Genomic DNA, 21799 nt, shown 5'->3' with positions numbered 1-21799 from the left:
GCGACGTACCGAGGGACAGAGACGGGGAGGGCGGTCGGCTGGTGAGCCGACCGCCCTCCCCGTTCTCGGCTCGGTGATCAGCTGGTCATGGACCGGGCCGCGCCGTACACGTCGAAGACCGCGAGGGCCAGCGGAATGAGGGTGAGCAGTACGAAGCCTTCGGCGACTTCCAGGAAGCGGCCCCAGAACGGGGTGAGGCCGCCGCGCGGGAGGATCAGGCCGAGCGCGGTGACCAGCGCTGCCGCCGCCCCGATCGCCGCGACGAGCCAGATCGTGCGGATGTCGAGGTCCGCACGGTCGCCGGTGAGGGCGTCGCGCATCAGAGCGTGCGGCGGGTTGAGCGCCAGACCGAGGCCGAGCAGGACGAGAGCGCCGAGGCCCGCGGCCAGGACGGGCGCGACCTGGGTGGTGTAGCGGAAGAGGTGGGCGCGCATCAGCATGGCGACGCCGGTGGCGAAGGCGAGCAGCTGTCCCCAGACGTTGTCGGAGAAGCCGAGCACCACCGAGGCGCCGACGGCGAGCAGCGCGCAGCCGCCCACGAGCCCGACGAGGAGTTCATGGCCGCGGCGGGCCTGCGCCTCGATGCGTTCGGCGTCGACCGGCTCCGGCGGGGCGGGATCGGCGGAGTACGCGCTGCGCGGAGTGGCGTTCGGCGGGTCGAAGCCGATCGGCAGGCGGGCGAAGCGCATGGACATGCCCGGCAGGAACGCCAGTGCCCCCACGGCGACGGGCGCGCACAGCGCGGCGATCTCGGTGGGTGTCCAGTGCACGAGCAGTGCCACGAACACCACGACCAGGGCGACGGCAGAGGCGAACACGAAGGCGACGAACGGGCCGTCGCCGCGCGGCGAGCACAGGGTGAGCACCACCGAGGCCACCAGCACCGCGGCGCAGGCGAGCAGGAACTGCAGCTTGCCGATGCCCTCGCCGCCCGCCAGTGACAGCAGCCCGGAGCCCGCCACGCCCACGTTCGGGAGCGCGCCGAGTCCCAGCGCGACGGCCGAGGCCCGGTCGTCGTAGATCCGTGCGCGGATCGCGGCGAGGACGACAAGAAGTACACCGGTGACGCCCGCGAGGATGCCGGGAAGGCTGTGCATGTCGTGGCGCGGATCGGCGGTCCAGGCGACGAAGGCGAGCAGCGTCGGCAGGACACCGCCGCCGACGAGCCCCGCGGCGCGCGTCAGGTCGCCACTCCACAGGGTGCGTTCACGGGTGACCGCGGATGCGACCGCCTCTGACACGTCGTCGAAGACGGCGGGGGGCAGCGACTCGGAGAAGGGGCGCAGGGTGAGGAGTTCGCCGTCGAGAATCCGCTGCGCGGCGAAGGAGCGCGAGCTGTCGAGGACAGCGCCGTCGCGGCGTACGAGGTGGTAGCCGACCGGAGCGCCCTGGGCGGGACTCTGCTGGGAGAGCCTGAGGATCTCCGGATAGATGTCGGCGACCGGGATGTCGTCGGGCAGCGCCACGTCGATCCGGCTGTCGGGCGCGACGATGGTGACCCGGCAGAAGCCGAGGCCCGTGCCTGCCCCGTGAGGGGCTCCGGGTCCCGGCCCTCCGGCTCCGGTGGTTGTCGCGGAGGCCGTCATGCTCACCTGCTGCTCCCCCTCAATGATGGTCCTGCGTCGGCGATCTCGGTCACGCCCGTGCGTCTGCGTCGGTTGCGCGGACGTGATGGCGCCGCGGCTGCGGTGGTTCTGCGGCCGCGATGTGAAGGTCCTGCGTCTCTTTGTCCGGACCACCCGGCCGACGGTGCGGCAAGGCGCCGGAAAGAGCTCCGTACGGCCGGTTCTTGGGTTCCGCACACCACCACATCGCGCGGAATGCCCTGTTTTTCCAGCCTCGTTCGCGTGTGCTCACGCGAACATCCGGCACCCTACCGCCCACCCGTCTCCCATGAAGTCAGTAGTAAGTCAGTAGGATCACGCGGCGGCCTGCGTCCGCCTGACACGGGGCGGCGGGCGGAAGACCCTGGGGCCGGCAAGGGAATTGGTGAGCAGTGAGCCAAATCATCGTCAAGCGCCCACCTCGGGCGCTGCCGTCCGAAGTGCCCACGGAAGAGGTCGTCCTGCAGCCGCCGCCGGAGCTTCCGCGCGGGCACCAGGAGAGCGTCCTCATGCAGTTGCTGCCGACGCTCGGCATGGGCGGCTCGGTGGTCTTCTTCTTCACGAACGGGCAGCCGTTCATGAAGATCATGGGCATGGTGATGATCGCGTCGACGGTGGCCATGTCCGTCGCGATGATCGTCCGCTTCCGTCGCGGCTCCCAGGGCCAGCTCGCGGACATGCGCCGCGACTATCTGAGCTATCTGTCGCAGACCCGGCGCACGGCCCTGGACACGGGGAAGGCGCAGCGCGACGCCCAGTACTACCTGCACCCTTCTCCCGAGCAGTTGTGGGCGCTGGTCGCCGAGGGCAGTCGGGTGTGGGAACGGCGGCCCGGGGACGAGGACTTCGCCCAGGTGCGCATCGGCCTCGGTCCGCAGTCGCTGGCCACCCCGCTGGTCTCCCCCGAGACAGGTCCGGTCGACCAGCTGGAGCCGCTGACCGCGGGCGCGATGCAGCGGTTCGTGGCCACCCACGGGGTCCTGGACGCACTTCCGATGGCCGTCTCGCTGCGCGCCTTCTACCATGTCACGGTCAGCGGCGATCCGCAGTCCGTACGTGCCTCCGCGCGCGCTTTGGCCGGTTCGCTGGCCTCGCTGCACTCGCCCGAGGACCTGGTGATCGTGGTCGCGGCCGGGCGGGCGGAGCTCTCGCACTGGGAGTGGGCCAAGTGGCTGCCGCACGTGCAGCTCTCCGACGCGGTGGACGGCGCGGGCAGCCGCCGGCTGATCGGCAGCGACTCTCGCGAGCTGGAACAACTGCTGGCCACCCGGCTGACGGGGCGCCCACGCTTCCACCCGAACGCCACCCCGCTCCCGGACGAACCGCACATCGTCGTCGTACTCGATGGCCTGTCGCTACCACCGGACTCCGTCCTGGCCGCCCCCGAGGGACTGCAGGGGGTGACGGTCGTCGAGGTCGTCCCCGAGGACTTGTCCGGAGCCCGCGGTGACCTCTCCATCGTCGTGCAACCGCACGCGCTGCACCTGGAGTCCGGGCACGGCATCGTCTACGAGGGCACACCCGACGCCCTCTCGTACGAGTCCGCGGAGGCGCTGGCGCGGCAGCTGGCGCCGCTGCGCATGGCCTCGGGCGGGGACGACGACGAACCGCTGCTCGCCAACCTGGAGTTCACGGATCTGCTGAACCTCGGAGACGCGGCCTCGGTGGACACCAAGCGCACCTGGCGGGCGCGTTCGCTCGCCGAGCGGCTGCGCGTGCCGATCGGTGTCGGCGAGGACGGGCGGCCCGTGATGCTCGACCTCAAGGAGGCCGCGCAGGAGGGCATGGGCCCGCACGGGCTGTGCGTGGGCGCGACGGGTTCGGGCAAGTCGGAGCTGCTGCGCACGCTGGTGCTGGGCCTGGCGGTGACGCACTCGTCGGAGACGCTGAACTTCGTCCTCGCGGACTTCAAGGGTGGTGCCACCTTCGCCGGGATGGCGCAGATGCCGCACGTGGCAGCGGTGATCACCAACCTGGCGGACGACCTGACGCTGGTCGACCGCATGGGCGACTCCATCCGCGGTGAGCTCAACCGCCGCCAGGAGATGCTGCGCGACGCGGGCAACTACGCGAACATCCACGACTACGAGAAGGCGCGGGCGGCCGGGGCGCCGCTCCAGCCGATCCCGTCCCTCGTCCTGGTGATCGACGAGTTCAGCGAGCTGCTGACCGCCAAGCCGGACTTCATCGAGATGTTCGTGCAGATCGGCCGCATCGGCCGTTCGCTGGGCGTGCATCTGCTGCTGGCCTCGCAGCGCTTGGAGGAGGGCCGGCTCCGCGGTCTGGAGACGTACCTCTCGTACCGGATCGGCCTGCGGACGTTCTCCGCCGCCGAGTCGCGTGCGGCGCTGGGCGTCCCCGACGCGTACGAACTGCCGAACGTGCCCGGTTCCGGCTTCCTGAAGTTCGGCACGGACGAGATGGTGCGTTTCAAGGCGGCGTACGTCTCCGGGGTGTATCGCACGGGTCCGACCCGGTCCGCGCTCGGTGGCGCGCTGCCGGTGGACCGGCGACCGGTGCTGTTCACCGCGGCGGAGGTGCCGGTGCGGTACGCCGCCGTGCCCCAGCAGCGCGAGGAGACGCCGGAGACGGACGACGCCCTGGCCGACACGGTGCTCGATGTGATCGTGCGCCGTCTGGAGGCGCAGGGCCCGGCGGCCCACCAGGTGTGGCTGCCGCCGCTGGACAGCCCGCCATCACTGGACGGGCTGCTCCCGGGACTGGCCGCGGTGCAGGGGCGCGGGCTCACCCAGCCCGGCTACGAGGGGGCGGGACGGCTCGTCGTCCCCGTCGGTCTCGTCGACAAGCCGTACGAGCAGCGCCGCGACCCGCTGTGGGTCGACTTCTCGGGCGCGGCCGGCCATATGCAGATCGTCGGCGGCCCTCAGTCCGGCAAGTCGACGCTGCTGCGCAGCCTGATCGCCTCGTTCGCACTCACCCACACCCCGCACGAGGTGCAGTTCTACGGCCTCGACTTCGGCGGTGGCGGCATGTCGGCCGTGGCCGGACTGCCGCACGTCGGCGGGGTGGCCTCGCGCCTCGACCCGGAGAAGGTGCGGCGTACGGTCGCCGAGGTGTACGGCGTCATGACGCGCCGCGAGGAGTACTTCCGCTCCTCCGGCATCTCGTCGATCGCCGAGTTCCGCACGAAGCGGGCGCGCGGCCAGATCTCCCTGACCGACCAGCCGTGGGGCGATGTCTTCCTGGTCATCGACGGCTGGGGCAACTTCCGCGCGGACTACGAGGCCGTGGAGGGCGTCGTCCTGGACATCGCCGCACGGGGTCTCGGCTACGGCATCCACCTCGTCCTGACCGCGTCCAGGTCGATGGAGGTCCGGGCGAACCTCAAGGACCACCTGATGAACCGTCTGGAGCTGCGCCTCGGCGACACGATGGACTCGGAGCTGGACCGCAAGGTGGCGGTGAACGTCCCCACGGGCGTGCCCGGCCGCGGCCAGGCACCGGGGAAGCTGCACTTCATGGGTGCCGTTCCGCGCATCGACGGTCTGACGTCGGACACGGACCTCGCCGACGCGACGGCGGCGCTGGCGACGGAGGTGTCCCGCCACTGGCAGGCGCCCGGCGCCCCCGAAGTCCGGCTGCTCCCCCGCGAGTTCCCGGCGCAGCAGCTGCCTCCGGGTGACCACTCCCCGCGGCGCGGCGTGGCCTTCGCGCTCGACGAGGACAACCTCGAACCCGTCTTCGTCGACTTCGAGCAGGACCCGTTCTTCCTCGTCTTCGGAGAGAGCGAGTCGGGCAAGTCGAACCTGCTGCGCCTACTGATCAAGCAGCTGACCGAGCGGTACTCGGGCGACGACTGCAAGCTGTTCGTGGTCGACAACCGGCGCTCGCTGCTGGACGTCACCCCGTCCACGCACCTCGCCGAGTACATCCCCATGTCCAACGCGATGGACCACCACATGAGCGCGCTGGCGGAGCTGATGCAACGCCGGACGCCCACGGCAGACGTGACCGCACAGCAGCTGCGGGAGCGGAGCTGGTGGCGTGGCCCGACGGTGTACGTCGTGGTCGACGACTACGACCTCGTGTCCACGTCGAGCGGGAACCCGCTGGGCGGTCTGACCGAACTGCTTCCGTTCGCGCGGGATGTGGGCGTGCGGTTCATCATCGCCCGGTCGACCGCCGGTGCGGGGCGCGCCGCGTACGAGCCGTTCATGCAGCGGATGAGGGAACTGGGTGCGCAGGGTGTGGTGCTCGCCGGCGATCCGGGCGAGGGAGACATCCTGGGTGGAGTGCGGCCTCGGGCAATGCCCGCGGGGCGGGGCGTCTTTGTCTCTCGCAGGCGGGGAAAGCCCTTGGTTCAGACCGGGTTGATGAGTGTGGAGTACTGATGAAGCACACGCGAAAGTCTTCGCACTCGACAGCTCCGAGGCGACAGATCTGCTCCATTGGTACGTTGAAGTAGCCCGGCGGCCGTCGGTCCGACGGCCGCGCTCACGGGAACAACGGGGAGGATTCAGACGTGGCTTGGGACGAATGGGAGCAGCTGAAGAACCAGGCGGCGCACAAGCAATCCGCGCGTATGCAACTCAATCAGTTGCCGGCCGACGGTGGCGGTGGCAGCACCCCGCAGGGTGATCTGACCGTTGACCAAAAGGATCTCGCCGCGATCGGCGACCGGGCATTCAAGCTGTGGGAAGACTTGGGCCGGTACGGTCGTGACGCCTGGTCCAGCAGCCAGACGGCGGCGTCGGATCTCAAGACCCAGGGCTTCACACTGGGTGGGGCAGTCGACCGCGTGCAGAGCCGCTGGGAAGAACAACTGACGTCGCTCCTCGACGCGTGTGCCCATATCTCCAACCATATGGACTTCACGAAGAAGGCCCATCAGGGCGACGAGTACTACATCGGCGGCCAGATCAGCAGCATCTCCACGCTCGACAAGGGCTTCGACGGGGGGAAGAGTCACTGATGGATCTGGATACGCTCCGTTTTGGGAACTTCGCGTCGCTCGGTACTGCCATAGACGACTGGACTCGGGTTGTGGGGAACCTGGAGACCCTTGAGAAGAACGCCCGTGAAGGACTCAAAGGCCTGGCGGACAAGGCCAATTGGGCCGGGGTGAACGCCACTGTCTCGCGCGAGTTCATCACCAGGACGGCGGGCGAGTTCACTGACGCCCATACCGAGGCCAGCACCATCCGTAACATCCTCAAGGACACCCACGAGGAGCTCGTCAGCTACCACGAGCAGCTCAACGAGGCGATATCACGCGGGCTCAAGAAGAACCTCACGGTGATGGACACCGGCAACGGCTCCTTCACCGTCACCATGAACGTCCATCCCGATCGTGCGGCCAAGGGAACCACGGTCCCTGATCACAGCGAACAGGATGTGACCGAGCTGCGCGATGACGTCCAGCGCATTCTCGGCAGAGCCACGCACAGCGACGAGACCGCGTCCGAGGCGCTTCGCGCCATCGTCGAGCAAGCCGAGTACGGGTTCTCCGGCGCCTCGTACGGTGACCGGGATTCGGCGACCAAGGCCCTGGAGGACGCCGAGAAGTACGCGAATCTCATCAAGAGCAAGGGAGATTCGATGTCTCCCGAGGAGTTTGATGAACTCAACCGGAATCTCGCCGGCTACAAGAACGACCCGCTCTTCCAGGAGAAGTTCGCCACCACCCTCGGCCCGAAGGGGACGTTGGATTTCTGGGCCGACCTCTCCGATCCCTCGGACGGCGGCGATCTGCAGCGGGCACGCCTCGATCAACTCGGCGACTTCCAAAAGAATCTCAGCCTCACTCTCGCAGGAGCGACACAGTCGGATTCCCCCGCGATGCGGAACTGGGAGAACGACATGGTCCAGCTGGGTGACGATCCCATCCAGACCCGTGGAACACGGGTCTACGGTTTCCAGCTGATGAGCAACCTCATGCGAGTCGGGGACTACAACGACGCGTTCTTGAACAAGTACGGTGACGCCCTGGTGTCGACCGAGAAGAAGATGAAGCTGCCGGACCACTACTGGAACGGTGGCGTGGGCGGACCTGCCATGCCCAAGATGAACTTCATGGGCGACGAGTTCGGCCGGGATCCGATGACCGGATTCATGACAGCTCTCTCGAACAGCCCTGACGCCGCCACCGACTTCTTCAACAGCACTGACCCCCAGGACAACGCCGAGTGGGTCCTCAAGGACCGCCCCACATTCGACGACACCCCCCTGAACAGCCACGACGCAAACCAGTCGCGTGACGCTACAGGGAATGCTCTCGTCGCTGCGGCCACGGGCGTCAATCCCAACGACCCCCACGCCGTTCCCGTGGAGCACACGGCCGAGAACCGGCACGTCCTCGATCGCTCACTGCAGATCATCTCGGGTGTGGGCGACGACTTCGCTCCCGAGATGCGCGACGACATGGCCAAAGTGCTGGTGAACTACGGCGACGAGGTCAATCACACCGCAAGTTCCCTCGCGGACGATCACGGCGACCCGAGACAGCTCGATCGCCATCAGTTGTTGGAAGTGACGAAGCAGGTGTCACGCGATCAGAACGCCTACGGAATTCTCAACGACGGCCTGAACCGGGAGATGGTGCGCGACATCTACACGGACCATCCGAGCGACCCGAAGGAAACGCTGCTCCGGGCAGGCCACACCGTCGGCTTCCTCGAAGAGGCCCGCTATCAGGCCCTGAAGACGGACAAGCACGACCCTTCATGGGACGCCAAGTGGCTTTATCACGGCTTCGGTGGTGCCGTGAACTTCATCCCGGTTGTCGGTGACGCCGCGCAGCGAGGCGTCGACGCCCTGGCCTACCAATGGCAATTGGACGAGCAGGCGCGCATCAACGAGGAGACCGCCCGGCAGAACGGCGAAGTCTTCACCGCACGGGAGAACCAACTGCAGAAGCTGGCCGACCTGTGGATGGACGCCAACCCGAACCACGGCAACAACAGGTACACGATTACATCCGAGATCAACGGCGCCGCCTTCGACGGCAACGGCCGTGCTCAGGGACTGGCAGGTGATCAGTGAACAACGGTACTTCTCTGCTTCTGGGTCGGCTCGCGGTGCGTACGGCGGTACGTACCGCCGTACGCACGGGGGGATCTCAGCGCTGTACGCGAAGTGTCGCCGCCGCTGCCGCTGCGACCGTGGTCCTTCTGACGGCGACAGCTTGTTCGGGATCTCGCGACTACGCGGTCCCGGACAAGGCATGCGGTGTGACCGTCGACTCCGACTCGCTGTCTCCCCTCCTTCCCGACGGGAAGAAACTCACCGAGAAGTCGTACGACGCCGGCCCGGAGAGTCCGCGTTGCCGTCTGCTGGTGGACCAGAAGCTGGTCGTCTATCTCTCGGGAGATGTCGTTGCCGGCGACACCGATCCCATCAAGGTCCAGGATCGGGCACTCGTACGCCTGGGGAGTCCCGCCGCTGCCGACATCGGCGACGACGCCGTGATCGCCGACCGTGGAGCGATGGCGGTCGCCGGCTGCACCTACAAGGGAAAGCAGCAAAAGTTCGCCGTGCTGGTTCAGCTGCAGAAGAACGTTCCTGAGAAGGTTTCGGAACGGCGCGATGCCCTGCGCTCCTTCCTCCGTTCTTATTTCCCGAAGGCCATGGAGAAGCAGGGCTGCCAGTAGCACAGCGCTATGCAGCGCCGCGCCCCACGGCTTACGTCACCGCACAGGAGCTGCGGGAGGGCGGCTGGTGGCGAGGTCCGACGGTGTACGTCGTCGACGACGACTACGACCTGGCGTCCACGTCGAGCGGGAACCCGCTGGGCGGCCTTACCGAGCTTCCACCGTTCGCACGGGCACAGGCCAGGAAGGTGCCGCCGCACCATGGCTGAGTGCAGGCCGACGACGTCAAGACTCAATCACCTGGGTGTCACTGCAGGTCACAGTAATTTGCCCTGGCCAAAGGACCCATCTCGGCTGTGTCCGTGTGAGCGCCCGTGGCTGCCGCTGTGGGCGTCAGCGATAACGGATGACGTGCAGGCCACGAATTCCGACCTGGTCGAACGCCACGGCAGAATCCGTGGAACCGTCGACCAGCATCACGCCGTGCGCCGTGTGCACCGCGTTCAGCAGCCGGCCGACGGACTCCCGGCCGCGCGCGTCGACTCGACGGGCCCAGATCACGGCTCGGGCTTCGACCGGGAAACCCGAGAGTTCGTCCATGACCGTTGCCCAGTCCGCGTGTTCGGTCGCGGAGAGCACGGGGCCCAGGCCGGACAGCGTGGGTTCGAACCATGCCGCGTAACCGGGAGGCGGCGAGACGGGGAATCCCGCGGATCCGGGAGTCTCGCCGTCGTCCCAGCGTTGCAGCCAGTTCCATGGGTCAGAGTTGGGAAGGCCGAGCGGAGCGGCTGCTTCCCTGGGTACGACCAGCGCGGCATCGAGCATGGCGTCCTGCCAGCGCCCGTCGCGCAGATAGCGTTTTGTGTTGCACGCGAAGACCCAGCCTCGCCGGATCTCGTCCTGCGGTGCGGGATCGACCAGTTCGGCCTCCCCGTGATACGCCTGGTCCAGCCAGAGTTGCGCCTTGCGGAGCGCGGACGGGTAGTCGTGTGCCTCCGCTTCCCAGGGCCAGCGCGGAGGGTGTGCCCGAGGTACGGCTCGCATGAGGACCAAGTCGCGCAGCGCGGACGGGTCGAGCTTCGCCAGACCCCCTACTTGGGCGTCCAGGAACACGACCTGGCCCTTGTGGTTGTGCGCGTACAGCAGATTGCCGGTCGCCTCGGCGCCGCCCAGTTCCCGACGAACCCAGACGAGACCGCGGGTGTCCGGGCCCGGTTCGGCCACCGCCCTGATCACCGAGTCCCAGTCGCTCACTGCCACCTGCTCGAAGGCCGGGAAGTAGCGCCGCGTGAGCCTGGGCCACCAGCCGGGGGCCTCGTCGGACGGCTGCCAGGGCAACGGTGTCGACTGAGCGCCGTCGATGGCGGAGTGCACGGTCACCACGCAACCGCGCGCATTGATCCTACGGGCCTGGTCGGCGACCCTCGCGGCTACTTTCTGCTGACCGGCCGGGTCCAGGTCCGCGAGGGGATCGCTGGCCGAAGGGTGGAACGGCGAACTCCCGTCCTTCGGGACGACGACCGAGGCCGCCAGCATCGGCGTGGCGGGGTAGCCCGGCTGGGCCAGGGTGCGGCAGGCGAACATCCAGGCGGTGGAGGTCTCGTGCACCGGATGGGGGACGGACAGTTCGACGAGGCCGCGGTAGGTGTGGGCCAGCCAGGCCGCGGCCCGCTGGTCGGGGCGGTCCATGTCAGTAGCCCCCGGAGCGCCGGTCGGCGTTCGGCCAGTCGCCCACCTCGCGTCGGCGCATGTACTCGGCCACTGGAAGTGCGGTCGGCGGCCAATGCGCCGCCTCACCATGGTGCGGCACGACGACGACGGAGGTGAACGGCGCATCCATGGGATTTCCTGTCTCGAGGTGCTCCTTCCAGTCGAACCGAATGGCCCAGCCGAAGCCGTATTCCTCGCACTTGTCCGGGAGCATGACCAAGGAAACCACCTTGTCCGGATACATCGCCTTGACGAATTCGGCGGCCAATTCGACTGCTTCGGATTTGCTCATTTACTTGACTCCGTCGCGATATGGAATATGGCCGATCGACGACACATTCTTTTCGAGTACTCCCAGGGTCCCGGACTGGCCGTCGAGGAAAACCACTCCGTGCGGGGTGTTCACCGCGTTGAACACATGCGCCGAACCATCGGAACGGCTGATGTACATGACGCTCCTCGAACCCTCGCCCCTGGCCTGCAGGTCGCGAATGATGTCATCGTAGCTCTTGACCATGTCGTAGTGACCCTTGGGCCTGTCCTTGAGCCCGAGCACCTCCGGCGGCACGTGATCGGGACTCTGCTTCGGGGCCGCGCTGGCCTGTTCGCCGTCCAGGTTCCTGTTCACGGCATCCACATTGTGACTGCAGTTCTGGGTGTAGCCGGGATGTCCCGTCTGATTGACGTCCTTGAGCCAGGGAAACTGATCGTCGGTGAATTCCCGGGCGAGTTTCGGATCCACCGAGTCGGCGTGGATCGCCTTCTCGGAAACATGGTCCGTGCTGCGGGCGAGATTGCTCCAGTCCTTCGGCGCGGCGGCGAGTTCGTCGCCGTACTTCAGTCCGTTGGTGGCCATGTTCGCCGCACCGGTCTCCACCCCCTCCCTGACAGCGGTCCGCAGACCGCCTACCGCCAGCCCCGCCCCGTCGGTGCCGATGAGCTGAGGAACGAGCCTGCCGAGGGCTTCCGAGGGGTCCTTCTTGAAGCTGTCGATGAGGGCTTCGGGAACGCGCTCCGGGTGCGCGGCCGTCGAGACCAGACCGGACAGGGTCATGCTGACGTGCTGCAGGTAATCGGCTGGGTGAGTGATGTTGTAAGGGTCTTCGGGGTTCAGACCGCGGACAAAGTTGATCAACCCCGCGCTCCCCTTGATCACTCCCCCTGTGAAGTGAAGGACCTCGGTGTTGACCGCGCCGTAGCCGTCGAGCGCGTCGGACTCCAGCCGGTCGAGCGGCGGCGGCTCGGCCGGGGCGTGCTTCAGGGCCGCGGTGACCCCCTGCGTGGCGACACGACCGGCTTCGTCCCGCTGGCGGCGCGCGTCCGCCAGGATCTGGCGGGCGCTCTGGATGTCGCTGCGGCCGGGGTCCTTGAACTGCTCCAGAGGGGGTCCGGGGTCCTTGTCCGCTTTGATCGCGGCGTTGTACGCGTCGACGCGCTTGTTGTAGGCCTCCACCGCCTGCTCGGAGGCCTTCTTGCCCTTCTTGTAGAGGCCGATGGCGTTCTGGGCCTGACCCTGCGCCCACTTGACCGTGTCCGCGTAGCTGTCCAGCGCCTTGCCGGCGGCCTCGCAGGCATCCGCGGCGTGCAGCCACTTGGGGGGATGCATGGCGAACTTCTCGCGGAAGGTGTCGGCGGACTCGCCCTGCCAGTGCGAGGAGTCCAGCGAGCGCATTCCCTGGCCGACCGAGTCGAAGGCGGTGTGAAAGCCCGTCAGGTGCTTGGCGGCGGCCCGGATGGACGCCGGATTGCCGTGTACCAGCTCGTTCGCCTGGTCGGTCTCACCGAGCTGCTGCTCTCCGACGCTCGCGCCCAGGTCGGAGGCGATGTTGTCGCCGAGGTCCTCGACCTTGTCGGCCCACCCGTCGGCCCCGACGGCCTCCAGACCGTCCCCGACCTTGTGGGCGCCCCACTCGACGCCCTCACCGACGAGCTTCTTGCCCGCGTCGACGCCGTCCTCAAGCTTGCCCAGCCCGGCGTTGACCAGATCACCGAGCCCCATCAGCCGCCGCTCCCGCCCTGCTGTGCCTGCTGTTGAGCCGCCGCCTGGGCCCGTTCCTCGGGCGACGGGCCGAAGGTGTCGTCAAGCACCTGGTTGTACTCGCTGTCGCTCACCCCGAACGCACTGTGCAGGTTCTCAGGGTTCAGTCCCATCGGCCCCAGCGTGTGCGAGGTCATCACATCCCGGCCGGCGTCCTTCCAGCCCTGCTCGCTGTTCTGCAGGGCCTGATCGAAGGACTCCTTGCTGTAGTCGGCGTGCGCGAGCGCGTTGTTCTGGGCCAGCTCGCCCCAGCTCATCCGCGTGATCTCGTCCTCGGAGGCGTTCGGGTTGCCCATCAGCGAGTTCGCGCCGATCTTCAACGTGCCCTCGACGTACTGGTCAGTCTCGTACAAGGTGCCGGCCGAAAGACCCACGGCCTGGGCGAAGTAGTTGCCCTCTCCCACCAACGCCCGCACACCCCATTCCCAACGCTCGCAGAACGACTTGAAGGCCGATGTCAGACCGTCGTGGCCCAGTTCCAGACCGGACAGTTCCAGGTTGGAGAACCCTCGGCCGAACCCGGCCGCGCTGTCGATGCCTATTTCCTTGAGCTCGCTCAGGGTCAGTGTGATGCCCTGCGCGATCTCGTTCAGCCCGGTCGCCTTGATGTCCTTGCCGCCGCCGTTGCTCACCACGGTCGTTCACCGCTTCCGTTCGCTTCCGCGTCCACCGCCGCCGCGTCGGGCACGATGCCCACCACCGGCGGCAGGAGCACGCCGTCGTCGCCGCTGCCTACGTCCAGGGCGACACCGCACGGCACGCCCATTGCCGGGATCACCACGTCCAGCAGGCGCCACCCCCGCACCGCCATGAAGTCTCGGCGGCCCTTCGGGGCGTCCTGCGCCTCGTCGAACCTGACGGCGGCCAACTCGTCGGTGAAGACATGGATCCACCGCACGCCGCCGAAGTCGGCAGTCAGGAATCCCCGGCCGCCGCCAAGCGGAACGAGGGGGACCAGGACCGTGGTGTCCCGGAAGCTGTCGATCGTGTGCCTGATCCGGTCCATCCGCCGCGCTGCCCCGAAACCGTCGGGTTCGGCCGTGTCGGAGTGGACGGGTCCGGTGGCTGCCTCGGCCTCCGGGGAGTCGCCCGTGAGGTGCGCCTCCGGCTGCCGCCGGGCGTCCCCGGACTCTTCGGCGGCGCCTTTCCGCATGGCACCGGTCACATGGTCCAGGCCGGGTTCGGCGCGCTCAGCGGCTTGCTTCTTCAGCTGCTCCCACTCGTCCCAAGCCACGTGCGGATCCTCATGATGTTTCGAAGGTGACAGTTTGTCTGGAAGGGGTCTCGATGACGCAACGCAGGGTGGGCACCTCCCGTGCGTGCCCACCCCGGTGCTTCCAAGCCAGCCCGTTTCAGTCGAAGAAGCTGGCCGCCTTCTTGTCGCCGCCGCGGTAGTCGCCGCCGGCCTGGTGCACCTTTTGCGTGATGGAGAGCAGTGCCTGATGGATGGCGCTGGTGTGGTTGTCCCACTCCCTCGACTTCCGCTGGAAGGCGTCGTATGCGTCGCCGGCCCAGCCCTCTGCCGCGTTGTGTACGCCCTGCTTCAGTTCGGTGAGATCGCTCTCGAGTTGCTTGGCCAAGCCGCCAAGTTCAGTTGCGAGTGCGTCCAGGACGCCGTACTTGACGGCAAGATCCTGGAGGTGTGGCGTGCCGGTCATATTTCCTCATCTCCTTGACGATGTGAGAGGGACCTCACGGTCCGGGGGCGGGACTCGGGGCCCGTCAGTAAAGGTTGAGCGCCGAGGTCTTCGCGCCGGCGTCCACTTCGATGCTGGAGATCGTGGAGTGGAGTTCGTCCTCGAGCTTGTTCTTGTCCTGCTTGGTGAGCTGGATTCCGTTCAGGAAGTCGTCGAGCATGCGGCCGATCCCGGCCATGTGCTCGTTGATTTCGTGCTGCTTAGTCTTGAACGCGTTGGCGCCGAAGCCCGTCCAGTTGGCCTCGATCATGTCGATGCATCCCTGGAGCTTCTGAAGGTGCTTCTTGACGTTGTCGTACCGGTCGATGACGTTCGTCTGGAGCTTTTGTACGTGTGCGTCATCTAGCTTGCGGCCGTCAGTCATCTCGGCACTGCCTTTCGTGAGAAGGATTGTGTTCCTGGCGCTGCACCGGGTGGTGAGGCGCTCGTTCATCGCGCGACCCGTTGTCCATCACGGGTGGTGGGCCATGACAGTCATACGCCTCGCCGTGAGCGAATCACCGCGAAGGCCCCGCCGCCGATCACCACGACCGCCGCCGCAGCTCCGAGAGCGACCCAAAGCGTGGTGTTGCCGGACGAATCCGAGCTTGATCCTGCCGCTGAAGTCTGGACGTTTGAAGTGGAGTTCGAGGCTTGTGACGAGGTTGATGCGGAAGCGGACGGCGAAGCGTCGGCGGACAGGCCGGGCGTCTTCTTGTTCGTGACGGGGTCGACGTCGGCGGCTCCGGGAACCCCCTTGCCCTTCAGGAGAACCTGCGCAGGGCGGATCGTGCCGTACCCGAGATACCGGCTCGGGGTGCTCTTCGGCCAGTCCCGGCCGGCGGTGTCGATCATCACGCGGAGGACCTGGTTGGCAGTCCACTTGGGGTGGGCGGACCAGATGAGGGCGGCGGCGCCGGAGGTGATGGCGGTGGCTTGGCTGGTGCCATTGCTCTGGGGGCAGTAGGACTTGAAGGTCTTGTCGCACCAGGTCGGCACGTCCACGCCTGGCGAGGCCAGGTCCACGTACGCGCCGTTCTCCGAGAACTTGGCTACTTCACCGTTCTCGTTGATCGCCGAGACTCCGACCACTCCGGGGTACTTGGCGGGATATCCGATGTAGTTCGCGTCTTCGGCGCCGTTACCCACACCTGCGATGAGCAGTTTCCCCTTGCTCTGCGCATACTGCACGGCTTCAAGTCCGCCATCGATCGGGAAATCCGTACCGAACGACATGCTGATGATCTTCGCGTCAGAATCGGCAGCGGCTCGGATGGCCTTCGCGGAAGTGTCGCCCTGCTTCTCGCCCTTCTTGCCGATACCAGCGAGTACCGTGCGAATCGGGATGATCTTGGCTCCGGGTGCGACTCCTTTGAGTCCGCCCCCACTGCCCGTCCCTGCGATCAGCTCGGCCATCGACGTGCCGTGGCCTTCGTAGTCGTCCATTTCGTCGCCTGTGGTTCCCGTGACGTCGACTCCGGGTAGCACCTGGCCCTTCAACGCGTTCGTGTCCGGGTTCACGCCAGTGTCGACAACGGCGACCGAGATTCCCTTGCCCGTGCTGACTTTCCACAGTCCCTGGGCGTTCATCGCGTCCAAGTACCACTGCTGCGACTGGATGTCGTCGGCATCCGCGGCAGGGGCCAGCCCAGCAGACATGACGGCCAAGGCGCCGAGCGCCGCGCCCACCGTGGTCACCTGTCTCCGGGCACGCCTCGCCCACAGTGCGGCCCGCATGCGGCGTACGCCAGTCCCTGACTTCATGCTTCTGTACGTCCTCGGTCGTTTCGGTCAGTCGGTCGCCGACGGCGCATCGCCGCGCCGCGCGTCATCACGTGAGCGCTTCTTGTCCTCGGCTGAGTGCTGCCGGCGCTGCGTTCTCCCGCCGGCGGCACGATCAGGGCTGCGGCCCTCCGCGGAACCGGACACCAGGCCAGAACCACCGGACACGGCTCCGTTGCCCCTGCCGCCGGCCCGACTCGCGGGCGCGCCGACCACACCGTCCGCATTACCTGGAGACCGGCGCTGAGGCTGTCCCTCCCCCGTGCCCGACGCCGGGTTGTTCGCGCCGATCACTCCGCGCTGCCCCGGCCTTTCTCCCGTTGTGCGACCACCCGTTGCGCCCTCGCCGCCGATGACCGTGCCACGCGGAACCCTGGCACCAGTCCCACTCGGGCCCGCTTCAGAAGTGGGCCTGCCACCGACCACGCCGCCCGTACGCGCAGCACCCGTGGCTCCGGGGCCCGTCCGTGCCGCAGGCTGACCAGGCAGGCCGCCCACACGCCCGCCGGGTGTACCGCCGGTGCGTGAACCAGCCGCACCCGCGCTTCTGGGCATGCCGCCGGTGACACCCCGCCCCATGGGCGACCTGCCCGTCGCAGATGCAGGCCCACGGGCACCCTGCTGGCCAACCGCGGATGCGCGGCCGATCGGTCCCGCGGGGCCGCGTCCTGTGCGGCCTCCGGCAGTGGTTCCCTCAGAGGTGGTAACCCGCCCTTGAGCCGAACCGGGAGTCCTGCCGCCCGCCGCTCCGCCAAGTCCGACAGCGCGCGCGACCGGGCCTCCGAAGGCGGGAGGTACCGTACCGGTTCCCATGCCCATGGGAGGGGCCATCGGCCCGGAAGGTCCGTTGGGCCCCGTCACAGACGGAGTGGGAGTCACAGTCGTCGGCTTCGCGGTTTCCGGCGGCAGCGTGCCAACGCTGTTGATCTCTGTACCGACAGTGGGCCGATGCAGTTCGACGTTCGCGTCTGTACCCGGATGTCCAGAAGCCAGAATTCTGTTTCCAGAAGCGTCGCCTGACATGCCGAGGTGGCCGCCTCCACTCGCACTGGCAACTGCTCGGTGGGCTGGACCTGGGTTGGAGTTACCTGTGGAACCATCGGCGCCGCCACCCTGGGACCCGTACGGGTCCGGCACCCCTACAGAAGGCATCGCCTCAAATACCGGCGGGTCCTGCTTCTGCAGCTTCGCCAGCTCCGCCCCGGACACTGAGTAGAAGGACGCCAGGCGATTCATCTGGTTGATCGCCTCTTGCCGGTCCTTCTCGACCCGGACCGCCTCGGCATACTGCTTGTTGCCCTCGAACTGCTGGAGTAGCGGGAGCTGCCCCGGCTTCTTCTGGTCGAGGGCAGGGCGGGAGTCCCGGGGCGGCAGCGAGCTGCGCACGGATGCGAGCCCCGTCGCGGCGGCCGTGACCTGCACCCCGGCGCCGTCGGCGTACGTGGCCAGGCTCTCGGTGTGCGTGGCGAGGCCCTCTCCCCACTTCTGAAACGCCTTGCCGGCCTCACCCTGCCAGTCCTCACCCGCGTGCTTGAGGTGACGTCGGAGCTCCGCAGCGGCTTCGTTGATCGCCTTGCTCGCCTTCGCCAACGTCTCGCCGGCATGCTCCAGATCGGCGGGGTTCGCCTGATGGACCAGGTCGATCATGGCGTTGAGCTTGTGGTCCTCGAAGTCCGTGACCTTCCCGTACGTCAGCAGGCGGACGCGCCTGAATCCGAACGCGTCGTGCATCACGTTCGACACCCCGGACACCGCGTCGACCTGGCCGACCTGAGCGTCGACGCGCTGCTGGTCAGTGAGCTCCTTCGGCGCCTTGTCGTCCCCGCTCACTACTGGAGTCCCTTCGTGGACTTCTTGGCGTCGCTCAGCTTCTTCTCACCCTCGCCGGACTTCTCCTGCTGGGCTTCGCTGTACAGGCGGTCGGTCTCGACCTGGATCTCCCAGAAACGGCGGCGTTGGTCGCCATCGAGGCTGTCGAAGCCGTTCTGCGCGCCTTGCGTCGCGATGCCCATGGCCTCGATCTGGAGCCCCAGCGTCTTGGAGAGCTGCGTGATGTGCTCGTGAACCTGTTCGTACTGAGCGAACAGGGCGTCAGCCTCATGGAAGGGGCTGCCGTGCCCGCTGAGAGAAGTGCGCGAGAGGCGGTGCGCACCCACCTTGGACGCGCTGCCCGCCGAGTCCTCGAACTCGGACAAGAGCTTGTCGATGCGCTGCTTGAACGTCATCAGCACGCCGGCGCCGACCTTCAGGTCCGCAGCTGTGCTGGGCGACGCCCCACCTGTCATGTCCGCAGGAAGCATGACGCCTTCCCTCCCCGTTTTGTCGCCCGCTCCGGGCGACTGCACCCCTCAAGCGTTCATATCCGCAACGACATCACTCTAGTCGCTTCCTATGACAGCCCCAACTGCTATATGCAACAGCTGTGCTACCGCTCAGCGAAGCTTCACGGCTTCTTCACCGCGCCCTCGCGCCCGCCTGGGCCCGTGCCGCCACTCGACACTACGTGGCCCACAGGGCGACGGACCTGAGTACTCATACTCATTCGGCGTTGCTGTGTAGCCATTGCGAACTCGCAAGGGACGGGCACCCGTTCGACGATCTACCCCGCACTCCCCACCCCAAGAACCAGCCACTCCCAAACCTTCTTCTTGGCGTCGCTCGGCCCGCTCGCCTGCTTCGTGCCGAAGAAGATCCGCCCGTTCTGCACGATGATGTCGTTCAGTGTCGGGTCTGTGAGCGTCCAGGCTTCGGAGGGCAGATCGAAGTAGAGGTACGGGGTTTCCTTGCCGGTTCGCGGGTTCAGGCTGACGAGTCCCATGGGCGTGATGTGGTCGCTGCTCTCGCGAAGTGCCAGGAGCTGGTCACCACTCATCCGTAGGGGATGCAGCAATTGGTCATGACCTGATTCGAACTTCTTGACCGTCTTCCCTGTCACGAGGTCGAATCCGATGATCCAGTTGGAGTTGTTCACGATGGTTCCGTCGGGGTCCTCCCTGCTCGTCAGGAAGACCTGACCGTCTCCGACCACGATCGTCGGGCAGTTGTCCACCGCCCCGTCCTCCTCGTCATCGACACAGTCGGCGACGTAGTGGCCCCCTTCGACGCGAATCGTGACGCGGTACTTGCCGTGTTCGTCGAGGGAGATCAGGTCGGTGATCTCGACGTCGCCCGCCGCCACGGCGAGGACGGCGGGTTCGGCGGACACCAGGTAGACGCTCTGGACGCCCTTGGCGACCTGATACGTCCATTTGACCTTGCCTGTGCGGGGGTCGACCTTCCGGACCCGATACGACGAGGCGAGGCTCTTCTCGTCGAAGCAGTCGGTCCGGATGAGCAGGGCACGTCCGCCGACCAGGCCCCCGTCCTTGCACTTAGGGGGAGGGGTACTCGTCCAGAGGAGTTTTCCCTGGTCCATGTCATACGCCTGCGAGCCCTTGCCCCACGCCACAGCGACCGTGGCACGCGTCATGGTCACACTCGGCGTGTCGTAGAGGGCGTTCACCTTGGCGAACCGGGCCTCCCAAAGCTTCTTGCCCGTGTCGAGGTCGACGAAGGCCACGTGATCGCACGGTGCATGGGTGTCGACACCGGACCGGAACAGGACCGCCGTGCGGTCCCCAACGGTCACATGACGCGTCGTCCCACAGATGGGTCCGGCAAGTCTGATGCGCCAGCTTGCGTCACCCGCAGCGGCATCCGCACCGATCCTGAAACCCACAAGGGTTCTATTGATGCCTTTGGCAAGGATCTTGTCCGTCGCCCACATGCCCGGCATCTCGTGCGACTCGCCGGCCTGCATGTCGTCGGCGGAGAACCTGAAGGCCATGCGTCCGGCTACGTTCGCGGGGCGCTTCTCGACCGTCTCCCTGATGTCCAGGGGGCCTTGTTCCGCGGGGACGCCTTGTTTGGCGGCTGCCACGGCCGAGTCGTCGCCGTGCCAGAGGAGCCAACTACCCACGCACAGCGCGCCGATCAGGAGGGCTGCCACGCCACCGAACAGTTTCAGGCGGCGCTTCTTTTGTATGCCGTCCGCTGTCACAGCGGACTGTGTGTACATGGAAGGAGGTGGGCCGAAGCTCACGCGGAATGGTCCTTTCGATGACCGCGATACAGGTCTGTCAAGTCAGTGACCAGGCAACGGAGATGTCGGGAACAGCCATGTCCCGGGCCGTCACTCCGCCCCCGCCACCCGCCGCTTCCTCCGCCGCGCGTCCCGCACCGCCACCGCTGTCCCGCTGAGCCCCGCCAGCAGAACCGCCGCCCCCACAGCCACATACGTAGCCAGGCGCGCGTTCCGTTCGTCCGGGGTTTCGCCGAGTTGCAGTTTTGCCGGGGTCGGGGCCTCGGCCTTCGAGAGGCCGTCATGGGGGTCGGGGGACTCGATGGGATGGTCGTCCTCCGTCAGGGCGCGGACCGGGTCGACCACTCCCCAGCCGACCAGACGGTCATGGCCCGCCACCGAACGTTCGGCGGTCTGTTCGATCTGGGCCACGATCTGCTGTGGGGTCCAGTCGTGGTGCTTCGCCTTGATCAGAGCGGCGACTCCGGCGACGTACGGGGCCGAGAAGCTGGTGCCGTTGTCGGAGCAGTGGCCGCCCTTGGGGACGGTGGAGATCATGTCCACGCCGGGGGCCGCCACGCCCACGAAGTCGCCGGACTGCGAGAAGGAGGCCCGTTCGTTGTTGCGGTCCGAGGCGGCGACCGCCAGGACGCCGGGGTACGAGGCCGGATAGGTGTCCTTGTCATTGCCGCCCAGGCCGTCGTTGCCCGCCGAGGCCACGACCACGACGCCGGCGGCCAGCGCCTCGTCCACCGCCCGCTTCAGGTCCGGGGCCGGTTTCACCGCGTTCGAGGTGTCCTGGGAGATGTTGATGACGTCGGCCTTGGCCCGGATCGCGTCCCGGATGGCCCTGGCGAGCGTGTCCGCCGTGCCGTGGCCCTCGGCGTCGTTCTGCTGGATCGGGATGATCGTCGACTCGGGAGCCAGGCCCACGAATCCGGTGCCGGACATGGGCCGGGCCGCGATGATGCCCGCCACGCGCGTGCCATGGCCGACGGTGTCCGTCGTGCCGTTCTCCTTGCCGCGTGCGATCGGGTCTCCGTTGTCGTCCTTCAGTTTCTTCGGGAGGAGGTTGAGACCGGCCGCCGTGTCCACGGCGTGGGTGAGCTGCGGGTTCTTCACATCCACACCCGTGTCGATCACAGCCACCCGCACGCCCTTGCCCTTGGACTGGCTCCACAGTTCGTCCAGCAGGACGCGTTGCAGCGCCCAAGGGCGGCCCGCGTACTTCTTGTTCGGGAAGGTGCACTGGTCCGTGGACGTGTCCGCGGCCGCGAGCGGTGCAAGGGCGACAGTGGCAGTGGAAGCGAGCAGCGTCGCGGCCGTGACGACCGCGGTACGAAGAGGCCTTGCGGCCGGTGCGTACGACATGACTCCCC

The 21799-nt window shown here is 67.3% G+C and carries 17 protein-coding genes; 4 read left to right on the top strand and 13 right to left on the bottom strand.

The genetic code is table 11. The features are described 5' to 3' along the window. Positions 1–77: 77 nt before the first annotated feature. A complete protein-coding gene (gene eccD, locus ACZ69M_RS29195; protein WP_470054415.1) occupies positions 78–1586 on the bottom strand; it encodes a type VII secretion integral membrane protein EccD in 1509 nt (502 codons plus the stop codon). A 410-nt stretch (positions 1587–1996) separates the two neighbouring features. Here eccD and eccCa point away from each other — a divergent pair, with 410 nt between their 5' ends. From eccCa to ACZ69M_RS29175, 4 genes are all read left to right on the top strand, one after another. Then, the gene (eccCa, locus tag ACZ69M_RS29190) at positions 1997–5956 is read left to right on the top strand and encodes a type VII secretion protein EccCa (protein ID WP_470054378.1); all 3960 of its coding nucleotides are present in this window, start codon (positions 1997–1999) and stop codon (positions 5954–5956) included. 131 nt (positions 5957–6087) lie between these two features. Beyond that, positions 6088–6537 (top strand): hypothetical protein, encoded by a 450-nt coding sequence (locus tag ACZ69M_RS29185; RefSeq protein ID WP_470054376.1) that lies wholly within the window; start codon positions 6088–6090, stop codon positions 6535–6537. After that, positions 6537–8606, top strand: coding sequence for a hypothetical protein (locus tag ACZ69M_RS29180; protein ID WP_470054374.1), 2070 nt, complete (start codon positions 6537–6539; stop codon positions 8604–8606). Before ACZ69M_RS29185 ends, ACZ69M_RS29180 begins: the two co-directional genes overlap by 1 nt. Positions 8607–8794: 188 nt before the next feature. Beyond that, positions 8795–9214, top strand: coding sequence for a hypothetical protein (locus ACZ69M_RS29175; RefSeq protein ID WP_470054372.1), 420 nt, complete (start codon positions 8795–8797; stop codon positions 9212–9214). A 333-nt stretch (positions 9215–9547) separates the two neighbouring features. On the opposite strand, the gene ACZ69M_RS29170 is transcribed toward ACZ69M_RS29175, so the two are convergent. From ACZ69M_RS29170 to mycP, 12 genes are all read right to left on the bottom strand, one after another. Next, positions 9548–10843: a YrhB domain-containing protein gene (locus tag ACZ69M_RS29170; RefSeq protein WP_470054370.1), complete on the bottom strand. Its 1296-nt coding sequence runs from the start codon at positions 10841–10843 to the stop codon at positions 9548–9550. Between the two features lies 1 nt (position 10844). Next, a complete protein-coding gene (locus tag ACZ69M_RS29165) occupies positions 10845–11156 on the bottom strand; it encodes a YrhB domain-containing protein (RefSeq protein WP_470054368.1) in 312 nt (103 codons plus the stop codon). Then, on the bottom strand, positions 11157–12863 hold the full coding sequence (locus ACZ69M_RS29160) for a putative T7SS-secreted protein (protein WP_470054366.1): 1707 nt from the start codon (positions 12861–12863) through the stop codon (positions 11157–11159). Then, on the bottom strand, positions 12863–13537 hold the full coding sequence (locus ACZ69M_RS29155) for a hypothetical protein (protein WP_470054364.1): 675 nt from the start codon (positions 13535–13537) through the stop codon (positions 12863–12865). The genes ACZ69M_RS29160 and ACZ69M_RS29155 overlap by 1 nt, the downstream gene beginning before the upstream one ends. After that, positions 13531–14136 (bottom strand): hypothetical protein, encoded by a 606-nt coding sequence (locus ACZ69M_RS29150; RefSeq protein WP_470054362.1) that lies wholly within the window; start codon positions 14134–14136, stop codon positions 13531–13533. Before ACZ69M_RS29150 ends, ACZ69M_RS29155 begins: the two co-directional genes overlap by 7 nt. Positions 14137–14254: 118 nt before the next feature. After that, positions 14255–14560, bottom strand: a complete 306-nt coding sequence (locus tag ACZ69M_RS29145; RefSeq protein WP_319747376.1) for a WXG100 family type VII secretion target — start codon at positions 14558–14560, stop codon at positions 14255–14257. A 64-nt stretch (positions 14561–14624) separates the two neighbouring features. Next, positions 14625–14963 carry a WXG100 family type VII secretion target gene (locus tag ACZ69M_RS29140; RefSeq protein ID WP_097289238.1) on the bottom strand — a complete coding sequence of 113 codons (339 nt, stop codon included), beginning with the start codon at positions 14961–14963 and terminating at the stop codon, positions 14625–14627. 110 nt (positions 14964–15073) lie between these two features. Next, positions 15074–16276: a S8 family serine peptidase gene (locus tag ACZ69M_RS29135; protein ID WP_470054360.1), complete on the bottom strand. Its 1203-nt coding sequence runs from the start codon at positions 16274–16276 to the stop codon at positions 15074–15076. 93 nt (positions 16277–16369) lie between these two features. Continuing rightward, complete coding sequence (locus ACZ69M_RS29130) at positions 16370–18007, bottom strand: WXG100 family type VII secretion target (RefSeq protein ID WP_470054413.1); 1638 nt, start codon at positions 18005–18007, stop codon at positions 16370–16372. A gap of 182 nt (positions 18008–18189) precedes the next feature. Continuing rightward, the gene (locus tag ACZ69M_RS29125) at positions 18190–18660 is read right to left on the bottom strand and encodes a hypothetical protein (RefSeq protein ID WP_470054358.1); all 471 of its coding nucleotides are present in this window, start codon (positions 18658–18660) and stop codon (positions 18190–18192) included. Positions 18661–18959: 299 nt separating this feature from the next. Then, on the bottom strand, positions 18960–20417 hold the full coding sequence (locus ACZ69M_RS29120) for an outer membrane protein assembly factor BamB family protein (protein ID WP_470054356.1): 1458 nt from the start codon (positions 20415–20417) through the stop codon (positions 18960–18962). 114 nt (positions 20418–20531) lie between these two features. Next, the gene (gene mycP, locus ACZ69M_RS29115) at positions 20532–21791 is read right to left on the bottom strand and encodes a type VII secretion-associated serine protease mycosin (RefSeq protein ID WP_470054354.1); all 1260 of its coding nucleotides are present in this window, start codon (positions 21789–21791) and stop codon (positions 20532–20534) included. Positions 21792–21799: the final 8 nt, after the last annotated feature.

Source organism: Streptomyces sp. NPDC107454, assembly GCF_055582885.1.
The sequence above is the reverse complement of the archived record's forward strand: the minus strand, read 5'-3'. Positions and strand labels throughout refer to the sequence as shown.

Bases quoted from the DNA above. Each gene is read 5' to 3' on its own strand.
- eccD (WP_470054415.1), bottom strand. From the start codon at position 1,586: ATGACGGCCTCCGCGACAACCACCGGAGCCGGAGGGCCGGGACCCGGA.
- ACZ69M_RS29180 (WP_470054374.1), top strand. From the start codon at position 6,537: ATGGATCTGGATACGCTCCGTTTTGGGAACTTCGCGTCGCTCGGTACT.
- ACZ69M_RS29170 (WP_470054370.1), bottom strand. From the start codon at position 10,843: ATGGACCGCCCCGACCAGCGGGCCGCGGCCTGGCTGGCCCACACCTAC.
- ACZ69M_RS29165 (WP_470054368.1), bottom strand. From the start codon at position 11,156: ATGAGCAAATCCGAAGCAGTCGAATTGGCCGCCGAATTCGTCAAGGCG.
- ACZ69M_RS29160 (WP_470054366.1), bottom strand. From the start codon at position 12,863: ATGGGGCTCGGTGATCTGGTCAACGCCGGGCTGGGCAAGCTTGAGGAC.
- ACZ69M_RS29145 (WP_319747376.1), bottom strand. From the start codon at position 14,560: ATGACCGGCACGCCACACCTCCAGGATCTTGCCGTCAAGTACGGCGTC.
- ACZ69M_RS29140 (WP_097289238.1), bottom strand. From the start codon at position 14,963: ATGACTGACGGCCGCAAGCTAGATGACGCACACGTACAAAAGCTCCAG.
- ACZ69M_RS29130 (WP_470054413.1), bottom strand. From the start codon at position 18,007: ATGATCGACCTGGTCCATCAGGCGAACCCCGCCGATCTGGAGCATGCC.
- ACZ69M_RS29125 (WP_470054358.1), bottom strand. From the start codon at position 18,660: ATGCTTCCTGCGGACATGACAGGTGGGGCGTCGCCCAGCACAGCTGCG.
- ACZ69M_RS29120 (WP_470054356.1), bottom strand. From the start codon at position 20,417: ATGTACACACAGTCCGCTGTGACAGCGGACGGCATACAAAAGAAGCGC.
- mycP (WP_470054354.1), bottom strand. From the start codon at position 21,791: ATGTCGTACGCACCGGCCGCAAGGCCTCTTCGTACCGCGGTCGTCACG.